The organism is Streptomyces sp. NPDC004629, from assembly GCF_042873595.1.
GTDB lineage: Bacteria > Actinomycetota > Actinomycetes > Streptomycetales > Streptomycetaceae > Streptomyces.
On the sequence record NZ_JBIALO010000064.1, the window covers coordinates 1 to 15,339 of the forward strand.

General features: G+C 73.5%; 15 protein-coding genes. 11 read left to right on the forward strand and 4 right to left on the reverse strand.

The genetic code is table 11. The annotated features are described in order from the left end of the window. Window positions 1-113: 113 nt before the first annotated feature. Complete coding sequence (locus ACFYTE_RS41560) at window positions 114-1,574, reverse strand: MFS transporter (protein WP_388722392.1); 1,461 nt, start codon at window positions 1,572-1,574, stop codon at window positions 114-116. Window positions 1,575-1,642: 68 nt separating this feature from the next. On the opposite strand from ACFYTE_RS41560, the gene ACFYTE_RS41565 reads away from it, so the two are divergent. From ACFYTE_RS41565 to ACFYTE_RS41580, 4 genes are all read left to right on the forward strand, one after another. Continuing rightward, window positions 1,643-2,188: a winged helix-turn-helix transcriptional regulator gene (locus ACFYTE_RS41565; RefSeq protein WP_388722394.1), complete on the forward strand. Its 546-nt coding sequence runs from the start codon at window positions 1,643-1,645 to the stop codon at window positions 2,186-2,188. A gap of 98 nt (window positions 2,189-2,286) precedes the next feature. After that, window positions 2,287-2,598 carry a DUF6412 domain-containing protein gene (locus ACFYTE_RS41570; protein WP_388722396.1) on the forward strand — a complete coding sequence of 104 codons (312 nt, stop codon included), beginning with the start codon at window positions 2,287-2,289 and terminating at the stop codon, window positions 2,596-2,598. A 103-nt stretch (window positions 2,599-2,701) separates the two neighbouring features. Further along, the gene (locus tag ACFYTE_RS41575; protein ID WP_388722398.1) at window positions 2,702-3,412 is read left to right on the forward strand and encodes a YidC/Oxa1 family membrane protein insertase; all 711 of its coding nucleotides are present in this window, start codon (window positions 2,702-2,704) and stop codon (window positions 3,410-3,412) included. 158 nt (window positions 3,413-3,570) lie between these two features. Beyond that, complete coding sequence (locus ACFYTE_RS41580) at window positions 3,571-4,428, forward strand: fumarylacetoacetate hydrolase family protein (RefSeq protein WP_388722400.1); 858 nt, start codon at window positions 3,571-3,573, stop codon at window positions 4,426-4,428. A gap of 252 nt (window positions 4,429-4,680) precedes the next feature. On the opposite strand, the gene ACFYTE_RS41585 is transcribed toward ACFYTE_RS41580, so the two are convergent. The 3 genes from ACFYTE_RS41585 to ACFYTE_RS41595 form a co-directional block, all read right to left on the reverse strand. Then, window positions 4,681-5,556, reverse strand: coding sequence for an LLM class F420-dependent oxidoreductase (locus tag ACFYTE_RS41585; RefSeq protein WP_388722402.1), 876 nt, complete (start codon window positions 5,554-5,556; stop codon window positions 4,681-4,683). A gap of 178 nt (window positions 5,557-5,734) precedes the next feature. Beyond that, window positions 5,735-6,238 (reverse strand): heme-degrading domain-containing protein, encoded by a 504-nt coding sequence (locus ACFYTE_RS41590; RefSeq protein WP_388722404.1) that lies wholly within the window; start codon window positions 6,236-6,238, stop codon window positions 5,735-5,737. Beyond that, a complete protein-coding gene (locus ACFYTE_RS41595) occupies window positions 6,235-7,314 on the reverse strand; it encodes a Gfo/Idh/MocA family oxidoreductase (RefSeq protein WP_388722406.1) in 1,080 nt (359 codons plus the stop codon). The genes ACFYTE_RS41590 and ACFYTE_RS41595 overlap by 4 nt, the downstream gene beginning before the upstream one ends. Here ACFYTE_RS41595 and ACFYTE_RS41600 point away from each other — a divergent pair. The 7 genes from ACFYTE_RS41600 to ACFYTE_RS41630 all read left to right on the forward strand — a co-directional run. Beyond that, on the forward strand, window positions 7,313-8,539 hold the full coding sequence (locus ACFYTE_RS41600; RefSeq protein ID WP_388722408.1) for an ROK family protein: 1,227 nt from the start codon (window positions 7,313-7,315) through the stop codon (window positions 8,537-8,539). The two genes, ACFYTE_RS41595 and ACFYTE_RS41600, sit on opposite strands and share 2 nt — an antisense overlap. A gap of 559 nt (window positions 8,540-9,098) precedes the next feature. Next, window positions 9,099-9,971, forward strand: a complete 873-nt coding sequence (locus tag ACFYTE_RS41605) for a hypothetical protein (protein ID WP_388722410.1) — start codon at window positions 9,099-9,101, stop codon at window positions 9,969-9,971. 1,082 nt (window positions 9,972-11,053) lie between these two features. Continuing rightward, entirely contained in the window at window positions 11,054-11,833 is a 780-nt protein-coding gene (locus ACFYTE_RS41610) for an HAD-IIA family hydrolase (RefSeq protein ID WP_388722412.1), read from the forward strand. 91 nt (window positions 11,834-11,924) lie between these two features. Further along, entirely contained in the window at window positions 11,925-12,494 is a 570-nt protein-coding gene (locus ACFYTE_RS41615; RefSeq protein WP_388722414.1) for a hypothetical protein, read from the forward strand. Window positions 12,495-12,505: 11 nt separating this feature from the next. Next, window positions 12,506-13,237: a sortase domain-bontaining protein gene (locus ACFYTE_RS41620; RefSeq protein ID WP_388722416.1), complete on the forward strand. Its 732-nt coding sequence runs from the start codon at window positions 12,506-12,508 to the stop codon at window positions 13,235-13,237. Between the two features lie 140 nt (window positions 13,238-13,377). Further along, the gene (locus ACFYTE_RS41625; RefSeq protein ID WP_388722418.1) at window positions 13,378-14,409 is read left to right on the forward strand and encodes a glycoside hydrolase family 6 protein; all 1,032 of its coding nucleotides are present in this window, start codon (window positions 13,378-13,380) and stop codon (window positions 14,407-14,409) included. Window positions 14,410-14,718: 309 nt separating this feature from the next. Then, window positions 14,719-15,339 (forward strand): helix-turn-helix domain-containing protein (locus ACFYTE_RS41630; protein ID WP_388722420.1); only part of this gene is annotated, 621 nt, incomplete at its 3' end.

Here is a 15,339-nt window from a genome sequence, read left to right on the forward strand (position 1 = left end):
AGACGGCACCAGACGACAGCTCGACAAAGCCACTACAGACGGCGATCCACCGACGAAGCCACTGGATAGCTCACGAAACCACACTGGAGTACTAGTTGAGCGTGCGGCTCCGGTCAGGCCCGTTCTCGCAGTGCCAGTACGCTCGCCGCGCCCGCCACCGCCAGGCCGGCCGACACCGTCATGGCCACGTCCGCGCCATGGGACAGGCCCGCGCCGGAGGACGTGGCCAGGGCGATGGTCAGGGCCACGCCCGCGCAGGAGCCGATGTAGCGGAACGTCTGCTGGGCGCCCGAACCCATCGACGCCCGCTCGACCGGTACCGACTCCACCGCCAGCAGCGGAAGCGCGGCGTTCAGCAGGCCGCTGCCGACCCCGCCGAGCACGAGTCCCGGCAGCAGCCGGACCCAGGAGTCCGTGTCCAGCGCGCCCAGCATCGTGACCACGCCGATCGCGTGGAGCAGGAAGCCGACCGCCAGTTGGCCGCGCGGCGGCACGCGTCCGGAAAGGCGTTTCGCCTGAAGTGCCACCGCGAAGGACAGCCCGGACCAGAGCAGGATCAGCCATGCCGTGTCCATCGGCGACAGGCGCAGCGTCTGCTGCATCAGCGCCGGGAGATAGCTGAACAGACCGATCACCGCCAGTCCGGTGAACAGGCCGCCGGCCGAGGACGCCAGGAAGCTGCGGCTGCGCAGCAGGCCGAGGTCGATCATCGGGGTGCGTACCCGCCGTTCCACGACCGTGAAGATCCCCACCAGCACCACCGTCGCCGCCAGCAGCAGTCCCACCGGAGCCCGCAGCCAGCCGTCCCGGCCCAGGGTGAGCGCCGCGACGAGGGCGACCAGCGCCAGCCCGAAGGCCGTGGCCCCGGCGGTGTCCGGCCGGCCGCCCCTGGGAGAGCGTGACTCGGACAGCACGCGGACGCCCAGCCCCGCGACGAGCAGGGCCGCCGCGCCCAGGACGCCGTACGCCACCCGCCAGTCGGGCAGCGCGCCGGAGACCAGCGGCCCGGCCGCGATGCCGCCGCTCACGAAGGCGCCCCACACGCCGGTCGCGTGCAGCCGCCCGCGCGGGCTCGGGAACGCCGCCACCAGCAGGCCCAGGCCGCTCGCCAGGAGCGCCGCGCTCGCCGCGCCCTGGGCGACGCGGGCCAGGGTGAAGGCCCAGGTCGATGTGGCCAGCCCGCCGAGGGCCGTGGTGATGCCGAGGGCCAGCGTGCCGGAGAGGAAGAGCCGGCGGCGGCCGTAGTCGTCGGCGAGGCTGCCGGCCACCAGGAGCAGCGCGGCGAGGCCCAGCGGGGCGCCGTTCAGGAGCCACGCCTGGGCGGACAGGGGGGTGTGCAGGGCCGCCGCGGTGTCCGGCAGCGTGACCATCGGCGCCGTGTACGTCATCAGGGCCACCGCGGTCGCGGCGCTGGTCAGGGCCAGGGTGGCGGTCGGCCGGGAGTGCGGGGGCGATTCCCCCGACTGCGCCCCGTGCGCCGAGTGCGCGGTGTGCGCGGTGTGCGCCGCGTGTGTGGTGCGCGGGGTGCTCGGGGAGGTCGCGCCCATGAGGGTTCTTTCATTGAACCTAGCCATGTGCGTTACCGTAACACTGTCGGTTCGGTCATTGAACCAAGAGGTCGGAAAGTGGCTAAGGTGGTCCCATGGCACTGGGCAAGGACTACGCGACACAGGAGTGCTCCATCGCCCGCGCGCTGGAGGTCGTCGGCGAACGCTGGACGCTCCTCGTCGTCCGCGACGCGATCTACGGCGTCCGGCGCTACAACGACTTCCTCGGCCATCTCGGCATCCCGCGCGCCGTCCTGTCGGCCCGGCTCAAGGCGCTGACCGAGGAGGGCATCCTCGACCGGCGCCGCTACCAGGAGTCGCCGCCGCGGGACGAGTACGTCGTCACCGAGCGCGGCATCGCGCTGTGGCCGGCGCTGCGGGCCCTCGCCCTGTGGGGCCGCGAGCACTTCATGGACACGCAGTTGCGCGCGTTCACGCACGTGGACTGCGGTACGGAACTCGGGCCGTACGGCGAATGCCCGGCCTGCGGAACCGTCGTGCCCGTCGGGGACGTTGTCCTCGTGCCGGGCCCCGGACTCGACCCCGACCCGGCCGATCCGGTCAGCCGGGCGCTCCTGAAGCCGAAACGGCTGCTGGAGCCCCTGCTGATCGATCCCGGTCAGCCGGGGGAGCCCGCGTAGGCAGGGGAGCCCGCGCAGGGAGGGGATCGGGTACAACAGGGGGATCGGGTACAACCGACGGCACGGCACACATGAGCGCGCGAGGGGAGGGGCGATCGATGGTCCGCAGCTGGTCCACCCTGCGTCCCGCCGCCGTCCTCCTGTTCCTGCTGCTGGAAGTCGCCCTGCTCGACACCGGCGCGCTGTCCGCCACGGTCGCGCTCGCCGCGACCGCCGCCGCCGCGTCCGCGGTCGCCGTCTGCGCCCTGATCGCCGCCCGCTGCGCCCCCGCCGTACCACCCACCCTGGTCCGTACGGCCATCCGTGACCGGGCCCGCCGCACGGCCTTCCTGCCGCAGCGCGACCCCGACGCCCCGGGCCGGCCACGGCCCAGGGCACCCGGGCACGCCCTCCCGGCGACCACCGCGTAGGGCCAACCCCGGACACCCGGACACGTACGTGACCCCGCGCGGGTCGTCATGCCGCCACGCACATCCGACCCCGGCACGACGAGACCCCACGGAGGGCTCACCCATGTCCGTTTTCGCCACCCTCGTCGAGCAGCTCGCCGAACTGCTCGAACCGCTCTTCCACGCCTCCGCTGCCGCCGCCGCGATCGTCCTGTTCACCGCGCTCGTCCGGCTGCTGGTGCATCCGCTGTCCCGGGCGGCGGCGCGCGGCCAGCGAGCCCGTGCCGCGCTCCAGCCCAGGATCGCCGAGCTGCGCGAGAAACACGGCAAGGACCCGCGTGCGCTCCAGCAGGCCGTGCTGCAACTGCACGCCGAGGAGAAGGTGTCGCCGCTGTCCGGCTGTCTGCCCAGCCTGTTGCAGCTGCCCGCCTTCTTCCTCCTCTACCACCTGTTCTCCAGCGCGACGATCGGCGGGCAGACCAACGGGCTGCTCACACACGAGCTGTTCGCCGCGCCGCTCGGCGGACGGTGGGCGGACGCCCTCGCCGACGGCGGCCCGTTCGGCGCGGCGGGCACCGTCTACCTCGGCCTGTTCGCCGTCGTCGCCGCCGTAGCGACCTTCAACTACCTGCGGACGAAGCGGATGACGGCGGCCGACGCGCCGATGTCGGCCGGGGACGGGCAGGCCCCCGGGCTCGCGGCGGTCGGCCGGGTCATGCCGTTCCTGTCGTACCTCACGCTGCTGACCGTGGCCGTGGTGCCACTGGCCGCCGCGCTGTACGTGGTCACCAGTACGACATGGAGCGCGGTCGAACGGGCCGTGCTCTACCGCTGAGCGCGGGCGGTGGGTGTGGGCGGTGGTCGGGTGTCGGTGCCGGTCCAGTGCGTGAACCGGGTGTTGCGGGCGGGACGGCGAGCTTGGAGGATCGACCAGTCCTCCGATGGCTGTGCCCATCGGACACGGGGCGCACGCGATCGAGGGAGACGGTGACCATGAAGCTGCTGCGAGTCGGTACGGCGGGGGTGGAGCGACCCGCGCTGCTGGACGCCGAAGGGACCCTACGCGACCTGTCGGGGCTCGTCGACGACATCGACGGGGCGCTGCTCGCCGACGAGGCCGCGCTCGGCCGGGTCCGGGCCGCCGCGGAGGGCGGCGACCTGCCCGTGCTGGACGCGGCCGGGCTGCGGATCGGGCCGCCGCTCGCGCGGATCGGGAAGATCGTCTGCATCGGCCTCAACTACCACGACCACGCCCGCGAGACGGGGGCCGAGCCGCCCGCCGAGCCCGTCATCTTCTTCAAGGCCGCGGACACCGTGGTCGGGCCGAACGACGCCGTGCTCGTGCCGCGTGGCTCGGTGAAGACCGACTGGGAGGTGGAACTGGCCGTCGTCATCGGGCGTACGGCCCGCTACCTGGAGCCGACGGACGACGCGCTCGCGCATGTCGCCGGGTACGCGGTGGCGCACGACGTGTCCGAGCGGGAGTTCCAGATCGAGCGCGGCGGGACCTGGGACAAGGGCAAGAACTGCGAGACGTTCAATCCGCTGGGGCCGTGGCTGGTGACCGCGGACGAGGTGCCGGATCCGCAGAACCTGTCGCTGCGGCTGTGGGTCAACAGCGAGCTGAAACAGGACGGGACGACCGCCGAGCAGATCTTCCCGGTCGCCGAGGTCGTGCGGTACGTCAGCCGGTTCATGACGCTCCGCCCCGGTGACGTCATCAACACGGGTACGCCCGCGGGGGTGGCGCTGGGGCAGCCGGAGCCGAAGCCGTATCTGCGGGCCGGGGATGTCGTCGAGCTGGAGATCGAGGGGTTGGGCCGGCAGCGGCAGCACCTCGAACCGGCGTAAGCGCTCCGCTGGGGGCGGGGGAGTGGGGGGTCGGGGGGAACGGGTGGTTGTTCGGGGGCGGGGTGTGTGTGGCCGGGTGCGCAGTTCCTCGCGCCCCTTTGGAGTGGGGTCGGTGGTTGGTTGGGTGCGGGTTGTGTGTGGTTGATTGCGCAGTTCCCCGCGCCCCTTGGGGGGTGGGGGAACTGGTGGGTTTTTGGGTGCGGGGTGTGTGGGGCTGGGGGTGCAGTTTTCTGTGCCCCCATTGGAGTGCCGTTAGTTGGGTTGGTTGAGGAGGGTGGCCAGGGTGCGCCAGGAGTTGCGGGGGAGGGCGTTGCGGGGGGTGGCGTCGATCACCTGGAGGGCGACATGGTCGGCGCCCGCCTCGTGGAAGGCGGCGATGCGCTCGCGGATCCGGGACTCGTCGCCCCAGGCGAACAGCGCGTCGATCAGGCGGTCGCTGCCGCCGTCCCGCAGGTCGTCCTCACTGAAGCCGAGCCGCAGGAAGCTGTTGGTGTAGTTGGGCAGGGTGAGGTACATGGCGAGGCTGTCCCGGGCCAGGGCTCGGGCGCGGTCCGGGTCGGTCTCCAGGACGACCTTGAACTCCGGTGCCAGCAGGGGCTCTTCGCCCAGGATCCGGCGGGCCTGCGCGGTGTGCTCGGGGGTGACCAGATAGGGGATGGCGCCGGCCGCCCGGTCGCGGGTCAGCTCCAGGTTCTTCGGGCCGAGCGCGGCCAGGACCCGGCGCCCTGCGGGCACCCCGGCCGCGTCCAGCGCGTCCAGATAGGCGACCAGGGCCGAGTAAGGGCGGCGGTACTGCTCGGCGAGCTTGGCGTGGCTCACCCCGAGGCCGAGCAGGAAACGGCCCGGGTGCGCGGACTCCACCTCGGCGAAGCCCGCGGCGCTCGTGTCGGCGTCGTAGTCCCAGATGCTCTGGATGCTGGTGCCGACGGTGAGCCGGGACGTGGCCGCCAGCAGCGGCAGGGCGTGCCGGGGGGCGCTGTTGCCGCCCAGCCAGACCGCGCCGAACCCGAGCTGTTCCAGTTCGGCGGCGGCCTCGGCGAGTTCGGCGCGCAGGTCTGGTTCCTCCGAGCGCAGTCCCAAGCTCCAGATGCCGTACCGGCCGACCTTTTCCTTCAGGGCGGTGCTCATGGTTCCGTTCCCTCCGGGTGGGTGTCATTCCATGATCGCTGTCCGTTACGACGATTCAACCGGAGGGAGCCTCGGGATAGTCCCGGCAGCGCCCCGAAGGGGCGCGTAGAACTGCGCGACCAGCCACGACGGTGCCGCGGACGGACGACGGCGCATCGCGGCACATCCAGCGGAGCGCTCAGTCGCGCAGGAACTGCTCCAGCGCCTCCACCACCAGGCGGTGGTCCTGGAGCTGCGGCAGGCCGGAGACGGTGACCGCGCCGATCACGCCCACGTCCGCGACGTTGATGGGGAACGAGCCGCCGTGGGCCGCGTACACATCGGGGTCGAGCCGGGAGGACTCCTCGAACGTCGTGCCCCTGGCCCTGAAACGCGCGCCGACCAGGTAGGAGGAGGCGCCGTAGCGTTCCACGACGCGGCGCTTGCGGGCGATCCACGCGTCGTTGTCGGCGGTGGCTCCGGTCAGCGCCGCGTGGAAGAGCTGCTGGCCCGCCCGATGGATGTCGATGGCCACCGGGGCCTGCCGCTCCCGGGCCAGCTCCACCAGGAGCGAGCCGAGCGCCCAGGCGTCCTCGCAGCTGAACCGGCGGAACACCAGCCGGCGTTCCTGCGCCTCCAACTCCTCTACGCTCGGGGTCAGTTCGGGCGTGGACCGGGGGGTGACGCGCGGGTGGTGGCTCACAGCGTCACCGCCACGCCGTCGCGGGCGGACCGGCGGGCCGCCTCCAGCACGTCGAGGGCGTCGGCCGCCGCTTGCGCGGTGACCGGGTTGGGGCCGGCGCCGGTGAGGGCGTCGGCCACCGCGGCGTAGTACGCCGGGTAGTCGCCGGGCAGGGTGGGTACGGGGGTGCCGCCGCCGGTGAGCGGGGACTCGCCCGAACCGAGCCGGCCCCACAGGGACTCGGGCTCGGCGCCCCAGCCGGAGCCGGGCCGCAGCCCCTCGCGCAGGGCCGCCTCCTGCGGGTCGAGGCCGTACTTCACATAGCCGGCACGTGAGCCGAGCACCCGGAAGCGGGGCCCGAGCTGGGCGGTCGTCGCGGAGACGTACAGATGGGAGCGGACGCCGCCGGCGTGCGTGAGCGCGATGAAGGTGTCGTCGTCGGTCTCGGCGCCCGGTCGGCGCACGTCCGACTCGGCGTACACCTGGGTGGCCGGGCCGAACAGGACCAGGGCCTGGTCGACGACATGGCTGCCGAGGTCGTAGAGCAGACCTCCGATCTCTGTCGGGTCGCCGGACTCGCGCCAGCCTCCCTTGAGCTGGGGACGCCAGCGCTCGAAGCGTGACTCGAACCGCCACACGTCGCCCAGCGCGCCCTCGGCGAGCAGCTTGCGCAGGGTCAGGAAGTCGTTGTCCCAGCGGCGGTTCTGGAAGACCGACAGCAGCAGGCCGCGCTGCTCGGCGAGGGCGGCCAGCTCGCGGGCCTCGGCGGCCGTGCCGGCGAGCGGCTTGTCCACCACGACCGGCAGGCCCGCCTTGAGGGCGGCGGTGGCCAGCGGGACGTGCGTCTTGTTCGGCGAGGCGATGACGATCAGGTCCAGCTCGCCCGTGCGGTCGAACAGCTCGTCGGGACGGGCGGCGAGCCGGACGTCCGGGAACGCGGCGCGGGCCTGCTCCTGCCGCTCGGGGTTCGCGGTGACCACCGTGTCGAGGGTGAGGCCCCCGGTGGCGGCGATCAGCGGGGCGTGGAAGACGGAGCCCGCCAGGCCGTAGCCGATCAGGCCCACGCGAAGGGGGGTGCCAGTCGTACCAGTTGTCATGCCGCCACTTTCGCAACGCTGTTGCCAAAGTGCAAGTGTCGGAGAGAATGGGGGCGTGAACCGGGCGGACACAGCAGACAGGGCAGACGCGGCAGACAGAGAGGGCGGCGGTGTGACGGGCATCGGGAGCGCGACGGCGGGGGCGGCCGTCGGCGCCGACCTGCTCGCCCCGCGCAGCCACAACACCGCGCTCGTGCTCGATCTGCTGCGTACCGCGGGCACCGCCGGGATCAGCCGCCTCGAACTGGCCGAGCGCACCGGGCTGACCCCGCAGGCGGTCAGCAAGATCACCGCCCGGCTGCGTGCGGAAGGTCTCGCGGCGGAGGCGGGGCGGCGCGCGTCGACCGGCGGGAAGCCGCGGACGGTGCTGCGGCTGGAGCCGGGGGCCGGACACGCGGTGGGAGTGCATCTGGACCGGGACGAGGTGCGGGTGGTGCTCTGCGACCTCGCCGGGGCGGTGCTGGCCGAGGCGCGGTCCGCGCTGCATCTGGGGGCCGGCGCGGACGCGGTGGTCGAGCGGACCGCCCGGCAGGTCGAGGAGCTGCTGCCCGGGGCGCCGGGTTCGCTGCTCGGCGTCGGGGTCGCGCTGCCCGGCCCGCTGGATCACGCGCGGGGCGTGCTGCACCGGGTGACCGGGTTCCCCGAGTGGGACGGGTTCCCGCTGCGGGACGCGCTCGCGCGGCGGCTCGGGCGGCCCGTGGTGGTCGACAAGGACACGAACGCGGCGGCGCTCGGGCTGGCCGTCGCGGGGGAGGGCGACTCGTTCGCGTATCTGCACCTCGGTACGGGGCTCGGCGCCGGCCTGGTGATCGGCGGGAGCGTGCACCGGGGGGCGCGCACCGGGGCCGGTGAGTTCGGCCACCAGGTCATCCAGCTGGACGGGCCGGTGTGCGGGTGCGGTGCCCGGGGCTGCGTCGAGGCGCTGTGCCTGGCGGCCGTGGCCCGCGGTGACCTGGCGGAGGCGGCGCGCGTGCTGGGCACGGGGGCGGCCAATCTGGTGGGGCTGCTGGACATCGACCTGGTGCTGCTGGGCGGCCGGACCGTGGCAACGGCGCCGGGGGAGTTCGTACCGGGGGTGGCGGCCGTACTGGCGGAGCGGGCCCGGCGCAAGGGGACGCCCGGCGATGCGATCCCGGTCCGGCTCGCGGCCGGCGGGAGCCGGGGGGTCGCACGGGGCGCGGCGCATCTGATGCTGGCGCCCTTGTTCGGCCGGCGGGACGGCTGACGTCGGTCGTCGAGCGCGGCGGTCCGGCCCACGAGTCCGGTGCCGGGGCGGGCGAGGTTGGTCGGGAGGCCGGGGCGGGCGGTGTTGGTCGTGGGGCGGGGTGGCTGTGTCTGGGGCGGTTGACGTTGGTCGTGGGTCGGGGTGGCTGTGGCCTGGGGTGGGGTGGTGTCGGTGGGAGGGGGCGTGGCTCTGCGCCTGCGGCGGGTGACGTCGGTTGTGGGGCGGGGTGGCTGTGCCTGGGGCGGTTGACGTTGGTCGTGGGACTGGGGCGGCTGTGTCTGGGGTGGCGGCGTCGGTCGTGGGACTGGGGTGCGGCGCAGGGGACGGCTGGCGTCGGTCGTCGGGACGGGCGGGGGCGGTGCCAGGGGTCGGGTTCGCGGTATGGCCGGTGCGGGTTCGGTGGTACGGCCGGGGCGGGGGCGTTGCCGGAGGGTGGGCCCGTGCTGGGCCGGGTGGGCGGACGTGCGGCGCCGTACGAGTGTCCGTGCGGCGCCGTACGAGTGTCCGTGCGGGGCGGTGCCGTTCCCGGTCGGCGGGTGTCCGGCAGGGTCATATGTTCATGCGACTGCGCCCATCCCTGTCTGCATCCCTGTCCCCGCCTGTGTTGCTGTCCCCGGCCGCGTTCCTGTCCGCGTTCCTGCGCCCGGCCGCGTTCCTGTGCCTGTCCGTGTCCCTCTGTCTCGCCGCAACCGCAACCGCAACCGCAGCCGCAGCCGCAACCGCAGCCGTCGTCCTCGTCCCCGTCGCACCGGCCCGTGCGCAGGACGACCCCCTCCCCGGCTGTGCCGGCCCTGAGGACAGGCAGTTCCCGCTGACCACCCGGATCCGCGGGGGACCCGCCTCCTATGTCGCCGGGGGCGGGTCCGGCAGCTGGTACCTCGACCTCGCCAACACCACCCGCGGCACGTGCGCCGGCATCCACCCGATCGTCGTGCTCGTGGACGACAAGCACGCCCTCAAGTCCTCCCAGCCGCGCATGGAGTTCCACGACGGCGCGCGCGTCCGTCCCGTGCGCTTCGAGACCACCGACGAGGACGAGTTGGTCGGTGCCTTCCAGGGGGACGGCTTCAACGGGTTCACCGTCGCGCCCGGCGCGACCGTCACCGTGCGGGTCACCCTCTCGGTCACCGCGGACGCCGAGCCCGAGACGGTCACCGCCAACGCCGCCGTCGTCCAGCGCCGCGGTGACGACGGCGACTGGGTCGGGCAGTCCAACGACTACCGGTTCACGGTCGCGGCCGGACGGGCGCCGACTCCCACCGCGAGCGGCGGCGGCGAGGACACCGGGTCGTCGAGCGCCGCTCCGCACGCCGAGGCGGGCCAGACACCAGGGGGCCTGTACGGCATCGGTCCCGCTGTCCTCGCCTGCGCCGCCGCGATCGGACTCGTCCTGTCCGCCGCCGTCGCCCTCCGGGCACGCCGCCGCCACTGACCCCGCGCTCGCGCCCGCCGCCCTCGGTACACGCTGGCGCGCCGTCCTGCCACGGGCAGTCGATCCCCGCTGCCCACCTCCCGTGCGCGGAACCGGGCCTGGCAGGCGGAGGTGCCATCACGAGGAGGTGGCGCCCGCGTTCGTCGCCCCTCGGCAGGCGTCGGCGCGCCGTTCCGCCGCGGGCAGCCGGTCCCCGCTTCCCACTCCTCCCGCGTGCGCGGATGCCGGGCGCGGTAGGCGGAGGTGCTGTTCCGCCACAGGCAGCGGGCCCCGCCTCCCGCAACCGCGGGACCGGTCGCGGTTGGGGCACGCGCCGTCCGGGCGGCGCCCGCGCCCGCAGCCCTTCGACACGCGCTGGCACGCCGCCCCGCTACGGGTAGTCGTCCTCCGCCTCCCGATCCCCGCGCGCCGCCCGCGCGGAGCCGTCGCCCTCCGGGCAGGCCGCCGCTGATCCCACGCCCGCGCCCGCAGCCCTTCGGTACGTGCTGGCACGCCGCCCCGCTACGGGTAGCCGACCTCCGCGTCCCAACCCCCGCGCACCGCCCGCGCGGAGCCGTCGCCCTCCGGGCAGGCCGCCGCTGATCCCACGCCCGCGCCCGCCGCCCTTCGGTACGTGCTGGCGCGCCGCCCTGCTACGGGTAGTCGTCCTCCGCCTCCCAATCCCCGCGCGCCGCCCGCGCGGAGCCGTCGCCCTTCGGGCACGCCGCTGCCACTGACCCCGTGCCCGCCGTCCCTCGCCACGCGCGGCCGCTGATCCCACGCCGCGTCCGCCGCCCCTCGGCACGCGCTGGCGCGCCGCCCCGCTACGGGTAGCCGACCCCCGATTCCCACCTCCCGCGTGGGCGGATGCCGGGCGGGGTAGGCGGAGGTGCTGTTCCGTTACGGGCAGCAGGCCCCCGCCTCCCGTACGCGCGGAGCCGGTCGCGGCAGCGCGCGTGCCGTCCGGGCGTGGGCGGTCACGATGTCGCCACGGTCGACCGACCGCCCATCACAGCCGGTTCGGCACAGCCCTTACGCTGGGGGCGTCGGTACGCCGTGGTTCCGGCGCCCATGACCGTACGCATGCCAGGAGACCGAAGCACATGGCAGACCGCAAGCCCATCGAGTCCTGGCTCACCGACATGGACGGAGTGCTGATCCACGAGGGCGTGCCGATCCCCGGCGCCGACGCCTTCCTGAAGAAGCTGCGTGAGTCGGCCCGCCCGTTCCTGGTCCTCACCAACAATTCCATGTACACCCCGCGCGACCTGCACGCCCGGCTGCGCCGCATGGGCCTGGACGTGCCGGTGGACAACATCTGGACCTCCGCGCTGGCCACCGCCAAGTTCCTCGACGACCAGCGGCCCGGCGGCAGCGCCTATGTCATCGGCGAGGCGGGACTGACCACCGCGCTGCACGACGTCGGCTACATCCTCACCGACCAGGAGCCCGACTACGTGGTGCTGGGCGAGACCCGTACCTACTCCTTCGAGGCCATGACCAAGGCGGTACGGCTCATCCTCGCCGGCGCCCGTTTCATCTGCACCAACCCGGACGAGACCGGCCCCTCCACCGAGGGCCCGCTGCCCGCCACCGGCGCCGTCGCGGCCCTGATCACCAAGGCCACCGGCCGCAAGCCGTACTTCGCGGGCAAGCCGAACCCGCTGATGATGCGCACCGGGCTGAACGCGATCGGCGCCCACTCCGAGAGCAGCGCCATGATCGGGGACCGCATGGACACCGACGTGCTGGCCGGCATCGAGGCGGGCATGCAGACGTACCTGGTGCTCACCGGCCTGACCCGGCCCGAGCACGTCGAGGACTACCCGTACCGGCCGTCCCGGGTGGTGGACTCGATCGCGGATCTCGTCGACCGCATCTGAAACCTTTCTGACCCGAACGGCGCAGTCGGACGCCGTCGAAGATGCGGGCCCACGGCCCACGGGGCACCCTCCAGGTACTGGAGGTTTCACGATGGGCTCACTACCCCTCACTCTCGGTACGGGAATTCTGGCCGCCGCGGCGCTCACACCGTCGGCGTACGCGGCGGACGGCGGCGGAGTCTCGGTGGCTCCGGCCGCCCCCGCTGCCCCCGGAGCCGACGTCGACCTGCGGGTCACCGGATGTGACACGAGCACGGGCACCGCGGTCTCCGAGGCGTTCGTCACGGACGGCACCCTCACCGCCTCGTCCGGCGTCCTCACCGGCCGGACCCGGATCCGTCCGGCGGCCCCGGCAGGCCCCCACGACGTGCGGGTCGCCTGCGGCGGTACGCAGACGCAGATCACCGGCACGGTCACGGTCGCCGGGGACGGCCCCGGCACCGGGCTCCCGACCGGCGGCACATGGCCCGGGGGCTCGCCCGCCGCCCCGCCCTCCGCCTCGGCCGACGCGGCGGACGGCGACACCGCCTACTTCGCCTCCGTCGCCATCCGCTCCGCAGGCCCCGGCCTGGTGCACGCGGTCATCGGTGTCATTCTGGTCGGCCTCGCCGCGGTCGTCGTCGGGCTGCGCAGCGCCCGACGGGGCCGCGACAAGGACTGAGAGCGCCCGCCATGTCCCCTCATGTGCGTCACGCCGGGGCCGGTCGGCTGGCCGCCGGCGTGTTCTGGGCGCTGCTGCTGCTCGGGCTGTGGCTGTGGGGCCGCGAGGCGGCCGAGGTGCCACCGGGGGTGTTCGGGCCGGCCACGGGCGACATGGCCGCAGTGGGGCGCCCGGCCGGGCCCGGACTCCCCCCGGCGGCCGACCCGTTGACGGACGCGCTGCCCCAGCGCCTGGAGATCCCCGGACTCGGGGTGCGGGCATCCGTCGTCGGCCGCGGCCAGGACGGCCAGGACGGCCAGGACGGCCAGGACGGGCAGGGCGGGCAGGACCGGCAGGGCGGCCAGGACGGGCAGGGCGGTCCGGACGCCGCCGGACCGCCGTCGTCCCCCCGGTCCGTGGCCGTGGACTGGTACGCCGCCGGGACCAAGCCGGGATCGGCCGGGACCGCCGTCATGGTGGGCCGGGCGGACACCGGGACCCGGCCCGCCGTCCTTCAGCGGATCGGCGCCCTGCGGCCCGGCGAGACGGTCCGGGTGGCCCGCGACGACGGCACGGTCGCCGAGTTCACCGTGGACGACGTACGCGAGTTGCCCCGCGACCGGTGCGACGCCGGGCGGGCCCCCGGGCCGCACGAGGCCGGCCGTGCCGAGCTACGGCTGATCACCTGCGGCGGCGCCGACCGGGCGGGCGAGGGCGCCGCGAACGTGATGGTGTCGGCGTACCTGACTGGAACCGGCCGGTGAGGCACCGCGTCGTGCCCACCGCCGCCACCCGGCCCGGCCGGCCCTTCCGTAAGCTCGGTGGGGCCGCCGCGGCCTCGTGACCGGCACGGCGGGTATGCCAGGATTGAGCCTCGCAGGAAGTGCACCCAGGGGGGAGTTGGATGTACGGCAGCAGGGGGGTCCCGGCTTCGGCACGGGCAAGGGCGTCTGCGGTGGTGTTGGGGGCGGCACTGCTGGCCACCGGATGCTCGTTGTCGGACGACGGGAAGGAACCGGGCGACGCGGGCGCCCGGATCACCCAACAGCCCAAGGGCACCGACCCGTTCTGGGTGAACCCGGACGGGAACGCGGCCCGCCAGGTCGCCGCCTACGAGAAGGACGGCAAGGACGCCGAGGCCGACCAGATCAGAAAGATCGCCGAGCAGCCGACGGCGGAGTGGATCGGTACGGAGAACCCGGAACAGGAGGCGCGCGGCTTCACCGAGGCCGCCGCCGAGTCCGACCGTACGGCGCTGCTCGTCCTCTACAACATCCCGCACCGCGACTGCGGCCAGTACTCACAGGGCGGCGCCGCCGACGGTGACGCCTACCGCGCCTGGATCGACGGCGTCGCCCGGGGCATCGGCGACCGGGCGGCGACGGTGGTCCTGGAGCCGGACGCCGTGCTCCACCTGGTCAACGGCTGCACCCCGGACGAGTTCCACGAGGAGCGCTACGACCTCCTCAAGGGCGCCATCGGCAAGCTGAAGTCCCTGAAGAACACGAAGGTGTACCTGGACGCGGGCAATGCCGGCTGGGGCCACCCCGACCAGATCTTCGAGCCCCTCCGGTGGGCCGGCATCGACCGGGCGGACGGCTTCGCCGTCAACGTCTCCAACTTCTACTCCACCGAGGACTCCCTCGCCTACGGCAAGCAGCTGTCGGCGAAGGTCGGCGACAAGCACTTCGTCATCGACACCAGCCGCAACGGCAACGGCCCCTACACCGGCGGCAATCCGGACGAGCGCTGGTGCAACCCGCCGGGCCGGGCGCTGGGCGAGCCGCCGACGACGAAGACGGCGGACCCGCTGGCCGACGCCTACCTGTGGATCAAACGCCCCGGCGAATCGGACGGCGAATGCAAGGGCGGCCCCAAGGCAGGCAATTGGTGGCCCACCTACGCCCTCAACTTGGCCAAGTCATCGGCCCGTTAGGTACTGGGGGCCCTGTCGATATGTGGCTCCGCCGCGTGGGCGCGCCCAGCCGAAACGAACCGGCAGCAGCAAGTCGCCCAAGCCGGTGCGGCGAGCCTCTGCGGTCGGCGGCGTGTCCATGCTCGGCGTCACCGCACCTCACACACAGACGAAACGGCCCCCGTCCAGGGGCGACGGGGACCGATCTCAGTTCCCCGGCACGGGGCCAGGGGTACCGTTCTGGTGTCGATGCAGAACGGAGACCGGTATGCCCCTGCACACTGACGAGCACACAGGCGCGCGCATCGCGCACACGCGCAAAGTCCGTGGTTGACGCAACGCGAGTTGGCCGACCTCTCGCACGTCTCTTACAGCACCCTGACCAAGGTGGAGCAGGGCGTCCTACCTCCAAGCCCCTCGGTGATCGGCGCGCTCGCCCGCGCCTTGTCCGTTGCGGTCACCGAATTGACCGGTCAGCCCTACCTCGACGAACTGAGGCAGGACCAACTGGACGGCCTGATCAACCCGATTCGCGAAGCCCTGAACATCTATGATCTCGGCCCGGACCCGGACGTGATTGCGCGCCCTGTCGAGGAGTTGGAGGCCCACGCGGGCAGGCTGTGCGCCATGGTCCGCGCGACGAACATCAAGCAGGTTGCCGCCGACCTACCCGGCCTGATCCACGAGGCCACGACAACTGCGCACAGGGACCCGGCAGCCCGCAGTTGGCGGTTGCTCGCGAGCACGTACCGGACCGCGTACGACGTGACGACGAAACTCGGGTTCCCCGACCTGTGCACAGTTGCGCTCGACCGTATGGACTGGGCGGCGCAGCGGGCCTCTGACCCCGTGCTGGGGGGGGGTGCCTCTATGTCGTTCGTCAAGGCGCCTATGTCGGGTTTGAGGCGGTTCGGGGTTTCTGGGTTATGCGGCGAGCTCGATGTTCTTCGG